Below are 364 nucleotides of genomic sequence, written 5' to 3' on the forward strand. Positions count from 1 at the left end.
TGGAGGAGCAGGAGCATCCAAGATGGTCAGTGTAACTGCTGTTCTGGTCAGGCTCTTACACTGTGTAAGATTGTTGACCGCCTCTGCATAGTAGGTAACCGAGCCTACTGAATTACGGATTGGGTTTGCTACCACATTCCCTCCGCTGGAAGCATCATACCATACCAAAGTAACTCCTTGTGGCACTGTCGCTGAAGCTATTAGCGTTTGGATAGGGCTTTCTTCACATTCTACTTGATTTCCACCGCTCATAGGTGCATCCGGAGCTTCTTGGATGGTAAGTGTGACTGCTGTTCTGGTCAAGCTCTTACATCCTGTTTCGTTGTTGATCGCCTCAGCATAATAAGTAATTGAGCCTACTGAG

Annotated in this window: 1 protein-coding gene; it reads right to left on the minus strand. The window is 47.5% G+C overall.

Going from position 1 to position 364, the window contains the following annotated elements; translation table 11 throughout:
• Positions 1–364 (minus strand): immunoglobulin domain-containing protein (locus tag ACNKXV_RS13535; RefSeq protein WP_417908259.1); only part of this gene is annotated, 364 nt, incomplete at both ends.

Source organism: Christiangramia aquimixticola (genome assembly GCF_048285835.1).
Classification (GTDB): Bacteria; Bacteroidota; Bacteroidia; order Flavobacteriales; family Flavobacteriaceae; genus Christiangramia; species Christiangramia aquimixticola.